The organism is Mesorhizobium sp. B2-5-13 (assembly GCF_006440535.1).
Classification (GTDB): domain Bacteria; phylum Pseudomonadota; class Alphaproteobacteria; order Rhizobiales; family Rhizobiaceae; genus Mesorhizobium; species Mesorhizobium salmacidum.
This window is the reverse complement of record NZ_VFUI01000022.1, coordinates 63,452-69,451: the sequence shown is the minus strand read 5'-3', so window position 1 is coordinate 69,451 and position 6,000 is coordinate 63,452. Positions and strand designations below refer to the sequence as shown.

At 65.5% G+C, this 6,000-nt stretch carries 6 protein-coding genes; 2 read left to right on the top strand and 4 right to left on the bottom strand.

Annotated features, from left to right (window positions below; genetic code table 11):
* Positions 1-100 precede the first annotated feature (100 nt).
* Positions 101-1,111 carry an NAD(P)-dependent alcohol dehydrogenase gene (locus FJ434_RS25395; RefSeq protein WP_140751409.1) on the bottom strand — a complete coding sequence of 337 codons (1,011 nt, stop codon included), beginning with the start codon at positions 1,109-1,111 and terminating at the stop codon, positions 101-103.
* Between the two features lie 97 nt (positions 1,112-1,208).
* Here FJ434_RS25395 and FJ434_RS25390 point away from each other — a divergent pair, with 97 nt between their 5' ends.
* Positions 1,209-2,138 (top strand): LysR family transcriptional regulator, encoded by a 930-nt coding sequence (locus tag FJ434_RS25390; RefSeq protein ID WP_140751411.1) that lies wholly within the window; start codon positions 1,209-1,211, stop codon positions 2,136-2,138.
* Between the two features lie 87 nt (positions 2,139-2,225).
* Here FJ434_RS25390 and FJ434_RS25385 read toward each other — a convergent pair whose 3' ends face one another.
* A complete protein-coding gene (locus FJ434_RS25385; protein WP_140509433.1) occupies positions 2,226-2,981 on the bottom strand; it encodes a slipin family protein in 756 nt (251 codons plus the stop codon).
* Positions 2,978-4,417, bottom strand: coding sequence for a nodulation protein NfeD (locus FJ434_RS25380; RefSeq protein ID WP_140751413.1), 1,440 nt, complete (start codon positions 4,415-4,417; stop codon positions 2,978-2,980). The genes FJ434_RS25385 and FJ434_RS25380 overlap by 4 nt, the downstream gene beginning before the upstream one ends.
* A gap of 47 nt (positions 4,418-4,464) precedes the next feature.
* On the opposite strand from FJ434_RS25380, the gene FJ434_RS25375 reads away from it, so the two are divergent.
* Positions 4,465-4,647, top strand: coding sequence for a hypothetical protein (locus FJ434_RS25375; protein WP_140509429.1), 183 nt, complete (start codon positions 4,465-4,467; stop codon positions 4,645-4,647).
* Between the two features lie 41 nt (positions 4,648-4,688).
* On the opposite strand, the gene FJ434_RS25370 is transcribed toward FJ434_RS25375, so the two are convergent.
* Positions 4,689-5,834, bottom strand: a complete 1,146-nt coding sequence (locus tag FJ434_RS25370) for a helix-turn-helix transcriptional regulator (protein ID WP_140713984.1) — start codon at positions 5,832-5,834, stop codon at positions 4,689-4,691.
* Positions 5,835-6,000: the final 166 nt, after the last annotated feature.

The following is a 6,000-nucleotide window of genomic DNA, read 5'->3' as shown; positions in this document are numbered from 1 at the left end:
CGCTGGACTGCCTTCCCAAAGAATCTCTTCTCAGACCAATTTCAACTCCCAAAACGCCATATGCGATTCCCCTGCCCCTTGAGGGGGGAGATCAGCTGCTTCACCACTCCAGCCCGAACACCAGCTTGCCGAAATGCAGGCCGCCGGCGGCCATGTGTGCGTAGGCTTCGCTCGCTTGATCAGGCGAAAACACCTTGTCGACAACCGGTTCGATCCTGGCCGCGCCGATGGCACGGGCGGCGTCGAAAAGATCGGATACGGATCCGGTGTTGTTGCCGACCACCTTCAGCGCCTTGATGATGATCGGCAGCAGATTGATCGTGGCTTCCGCACCGGTGACGAAGCCGATGGTGAACAGCGTGCCGCCGGGCGCGGTGGCGTTGACGGCACGGGCGAAGGTGGCGGTTCCGCCGGTCTCGACGATGAGGTCGGCGCCGAGGCCGCCGGTCAGCTCCAGCACCTTGCCGTCCCAGTCTGATGTCGCGCGGTAATTGATGAGATGATCGGCACCGAGCGCCTTCGCCCGCTCCAGCTTTTCGTCCGACGACGAGGTGATGATGACGGTGGCGCCGGCGGCTTTCGCGAGCTGCAGGGTGAAGATCGAGACGCCGCCAGTGCCAAGCAGCACCACGACCGAGCCCGGCCCGACATTGGCGGCGCGGATGGCGTTCCAGGCGGTGGTGCCGGCGATCGGCAGGGTCGACGCCGCCTCGAAGGAGAGGTGCGCCGGGACCGCCACCAGCGAATTGGCCGGCAGCGCCACATATTCGGCCAGCGACCCCGGCATCGAGACGCCGCGCATCTGCGTCATCTCGTAAGGCCGGGGCGGCCCACCGATCCAGCGCGGCTTGGCATGCGCGACGACGCGATCGCCGATGGCGGATCTCGTAACGCCCTCGCCCAGCGCGACGATCTCGCCGGCGCTGTCGGCGACGGGGATGAGCGGGAAACTCGGTCCGGGATAATTGCCGCTCGCCACCGCCATATCGACGAAATTGAGGCTCGCCGCACGCTGGCGGATCAGCACCTCGCCGCGCTGCGGTTCGGGGGTTGCAACGGTGGCGGCGCGGAAGGCGTCCAGCCTGGGCTGGCTGAGTTCGATGGCTTTCATGGTTTCACTCCGGTGGACGATTTGTTCGATTGAGTGAACCTATTTGCTGCGCTATCTCTGGATAATCCTTGTTTTTTACAATTGAGAACTGTGAACGATGCAGCAATCTCACGAACCCGCTGCCCTTGCCGAGATGGCCGCCTTCGCCGCTATCGCCGAGGCGCGCTCCTTCACCCGGGCGGCGGCACGTGTCGGGCGCGACGCGACCATCCTGTCGCGGCGCCTGCAATCGCTGGAGGCGCGGCTTGGGGTGAGGTTGCTCTCGCGCACGACACGCAGCGTGTCGCTGACCGAAGCGGGTGCCGAATTCCTGGTGCGTGTGCGCGCCATCCTCGCATCCGTCGACGAGGCTGAGGCCGTCGCGTCCGCGCATGCCGGGGGCGGCCCGCGCGGCGTGCTCAGGCTGGCGCTGCCCGGCACGTTCGGGCGCATGTGGATCGGGCCGCTGTTGCCTCGGTTCCTCGCCGAATTTCCCGATGTCCGCATCGAGGCCGAATTCTCCAACCGCTTCACCGATCTGGTCGCCGAGAATTTCGATGTGGCCGTGCGACTGGGCAGCCTGGAGGATTCGCGCCTGGTGGCACGCAAGGTGGCGACGCGACGCCGGTTGCTCTGCGCCGCTCCATCCTATCTCGCCCGCAAGGGCAGGCCGGAGACTCCCCAGGCGCTGCTCGACCACGCCTGCCTGGGCTTCTCGGGCTTCCAGACCTTTCCAGCCTGGGAGATGACCGACCGCGAGGGCCGGCGCGCACGCATCGAGGTCTCGGGGCCGTTGGTCACCGACGATGCCGAGGTGCTGGTCGACGCCGCCGTGCAAGGCGTCGGCTTGATGATGAGCACTGATTGGCTGGTCGGCCGCGAGCTTGCCGACGGACGGCTGGTGCCCGTGCTGGAGGAGTGGACGCTGGCGGACGAAGGCGCGGTCTACGTCGTCACGCCCTCGGCCAAGGGAAAAGCCGCCAAGACCCGCGCCTTCACAGACTGGATCGGCAAGCGCTTCGCGCCGGAGCCGCCCTGGCGGCGGTGAAGTGAAGTGGCGGGACTGGCGAAGACGGAGATACAGCCAATCTCCCCCACGTGGGGGAGATTGGCAGTTCCGCCGATCCCCTTTCCCTCACTTCCCGTGCCTCAGGAATTGGCTGAGCAAGTCCACCGGCAGCGGGAACACCACCGTGGACGAGCGCTCGCCGGCGATGTCGTGCAAGGCCTCGAAATAGCGCAGCTGCATGGCCTGCGGCTCGGCCGCCAGCATGCGTCCCGCCTCGACCAGTTTTGCCGCCGCCTGCTGCTCGCCTTCGGCATTGATAACCTTGGCGCGCCGCAGCCGCTCGGCCTCGGCCTGTTTGGCGATGGCGCGGACCATGTTCTCGTTGAGGTCGACATGCTTGATCTCGACATTGGACACCTTGATGCCCCACGCATCGGTGCGCTGGTCGAGGATTTCCTGGATGTCGCTGTTGAGCTTGTCGCGCTCGGCCAGCATCTCGTCGAGCTCGTGCTTGCCGAGCACCGATCGCAGCGTGGTCTGCGCCAGCTGGTTGGTGGCGGCCATGTAGTCCTCGACCTGGATGACCGCCCGCTCGGCGTCGACGATGCGGAAATAAAGCACGGCATTGACCTTTACCGAGACGTTGTCGCGCGAAATCACATCCTGCGGCGGCACGTCCTGCACCACCACGCGCAGGTCGACCTTCACCATCTGCTGGACGAAGGGGATCAGAATGATGAGGCCGGGTCCCCTGACCCCGGTGAAGCGGCCGAGCGTGAAGACCACGCCGCGCTGATATTCCCTGAGGATGCGAATAGCCGCGGACAGGAACATGACCACAAGAAGCGCAAGTACCAGGTAGGCCACATAACCGATGTTCATTGCCTTGCTCCATTCCTTCCCGCGTCGCGCCGTCGCACGGTCAGCACGAGGTCGGCGATCTCGGTCACCTCGACGCTGTCGCCGGCCGCGACGGGTTCATCGGCCCTGGCCCGCCAGCGCTCACCCAAGGCCAGCACATGGCCCTCGCCGCCCTGCCAGTCGAGGATCTCGGCCGGCTGGCCGCGCATTGCTTCGCCGCCGACGCGCGGCGGCTTCCGGCGCGCCGCCCAGAGATAGGTGCCGCTCAGCAGCGCCAATCCAAGCGTCAGCGCGGCGGCGGGACCGATGACGGCCCATGACAGGGCAAAGCCTGGCCCCCCGACCCGCAGCAGCATGGCGGCACCGAACAGAAAGGCGGCCACGCCGCCGAGCCCGAGCACGACGGTGGGATTGAAGGCCTCGATGATCAGGAAAACGACGCCGAGCAGCATCAGGGCAAGGCCGGTATAGTTGATCGGCAGGAGATCGAGCGCATAGAGGCCGAGCACGAGACAGGTGGTGCCGATGACGCCAGGCGCGACCGCGCCCGGGCTGGTGAACTCGAAGACGATGCCATAGACGCCGACCAGCATCAGGATGACGGCGGTGTTCGGATCGGTGATGACGGAAAGCAGCTGGATGAACCAGCCCGGCTCCAGCGTCTCGACCGGCAGCCCCTTCGTCGCCAGCACCACTTTCTTGCCCGCCACATCGACGGTGCGCCCATCGGCCAGTTGCAGCAGCTCGGTGGTGTCGCGGGCGACGAGATCGATCACATGTTCCTGTAATGCCGCATTGGCCGAAAGGCTCGCCGCTTCGCGCACGGCCTTCTCGCCCCAGTCGCCGTTGCGCCCGCGCAGTTCGGCAAGAGAGCGGATCAGGGCGACCGCGTCATTGGTCACCTTGGCCATCATCGCGTCGCCCGCAGGCCGCCCGCCGGCTTCCTTCTGGTCGCCCCCGCCCTTCTGGTCACCCACGTCCTTCTGATCGCCCACGTCCTTCTGATCGCCCACGTCCTTCTGATCGCCCTTGTCGCCGCCCGGAAGCGACGGCATGCCGCCAATCTCCATCGGCGTCGCCGCACCAAGATTGGTGCCGGGCGCCATCGCCGCGACATGGGTGGCATAGAGGATATAGGTGCCGGCACTTGCCGCATGGCCGCCGGCCGGCGCGACATAGCCGATGACAGGCACCGGCGACGCCAGGATGTCGGCGATCATCTCGCGCATCGACGTGACCAGCCCGCCCGGCGTGTCGAGCTGCAGGATGAGGACCGCCGCGTCCCGCCTGGCCGCGGCATCGAGCGCTTCCTTGAGCTGCCTGCTGCTTGCCGGCCCGATGGCGCCGTCAATGGCGACGCTCAGCGCAACCCTTTCGCTCCCGGCTGAGGAGAAGGGAAAAAGCACAGCCGCGACGACGAAGGCCGCGGCAAGAAGGGCCACCCGCGCGAAGGTCACGCTCAAAGCTCCATGGACTCAATATGGGTTGTATTCTTGCGAAGTCCATGAAGGCGCCGACGTCGGAGATCGGCGACGACCGAAGAGACGGCCTCTCCTACTCCGGCGACGGCACCGGCGGCTCGGAGGTTAGCGACGTGCCGGCGGCGGCCAAGGGAAAAGCCGCCAAGACCCGCGCCTTCACAGACTGGATCGGCAAGCGCTTCGCGCCGGAGCCGCCCTGGCGGTAAAGCCCCTGACCCGCTGGCGGTAGAGACCGCGCGCTCCGGCTTCAGGGCCCATGGGCCGCCAGCGGCATGCCTATGTCCGACACGAGTTTGACGAGGTCGGCTTGGCGTCTCGTGCCGGTTTTGGCGAAGATTCGATTGAGGTGGGTCTTCAAGGTGTTTTCGCCAATGCCGAGCGCCAACGCGCTCTCCGACGCTGACAATCCGCTGCCGATCCGCAGCAGCACCCGCGCCTCCGAGGGCGTAAGATCGAACAGCGTGGTCAGAACGGCCTCCGGGAGAGGAGAAGCCGATGTCGTCGTCGATATGAACACAGCCGCGCATGCCGGCCGGAAAACCGCGCGCGCCGTTCCTTCAGTCAACGGCAACACATAGGCGACGGCGGGCGGCTGGCCTTGGGCCGAAACCGGCAGCCCTATGCCGCGCGCGCCAAGCGAGGCATCCGCGCTGGCCGCACTGGCGATCGCGTCGAGCAGGGCGCGGGCCACCACCCTATTCTGTGCCTGGAGCAGGCCGTTCCTTGAGAGAATGGGCCCCTGCACCGAAAACATCTGTTCGGCGGCCGCATTCGCATGGAGGATTGCTCCATTGGCGTGGGTGAGCACGACAGGCACAGCCAAATGATCGAGCGCCTGACGATAAAGATCGATGGTGACGCGGCTCTGGTCGAGCAGATCGCCGATCAGCGAAGCACGGCGCAGATGCGGCGAGAGCAATGCCAGGAACTGCTGCTCTTCGGTCGAAATGCCTCCCCTGCTGGCACGCGTGGTGCAGCCCAGAAGCCCGATTCGGTCCGGCGTATGGACGAATTTGGTGATGCAAGCCTCGCGCAGTCCCTGCGGTTTGGCCCAGTTCTGAAAAAACGGCGTCAGCTGGAGTTCGCTTTCGCTCATGAGCGACAGCGTCGCAACGGGCCGGTCGACATCGCCGACGACCGCTTCCTTCAGTCCGGGAATTCCATCAAAGTCATAGTCTTCCTCGAGGGCCCGCATCCGCATCGGATCCCAAGGCGACTGAGCCGCGAAACGGCCGCTATTATGAGCGGTGCCGGCAAGCGCGATGGTGGTATAGGCCGCGTCGACGGCTTTCGTGACGCGGGTCATGACTCCGGCCCAGCCTTCCGGGTTCAATACGCAATCATAGATATCGCCGATTATCGAACTCAGGACTTCGCTGCTCAGCCTTTCCACCACACCTCCTGGCACACCCCGATCTCGCCTCGGAGGAATTTGTGACATCATACTTTTGGATGACGCAAGTCGCGGCGGCTCTCGACTACAGGTTGAACTTGATCGCTTGAACGCCGGTCGCCACTGTTGCCGGTTATTGTCGCAATGGAAAGCATCGCGTTCGATA

What these genes read in the sequence shown, in the direction of transcription:
- FJ434_RS25385 (WP_140509433.1), bottom strand. Translation starts at nt 2,981, where the DNA reads ATGAACATCGGTTATGTGGCCTACCTGGTACTTGCGCTTCTTGTGGTC.
- FJ434_RS25375 (WP_140509429.1), top strand. Translation starts at nt 4,465, where the DNA reads ATGAAGGCGCCGACGTCGGAGATCGGCGACGACCGAAGAGACGGCCTC.
- FJ434_RS25395 (WP_140751409.1), bottom strand. Translation starts at nt 1,111, where the DNA reads ATGAAAGCCATCGAACTCAGCCAGCCCAGGCTGGACGCCTTCCGCGCC.
- FJ434_RS25390 (WP_140751411.1), top strand. Translation starts at nt 1,209, where the DNA reads ATGCAGCAATCTCACGAACCCGCTGCCCTTGCCGAGATGGCCGCCTTC.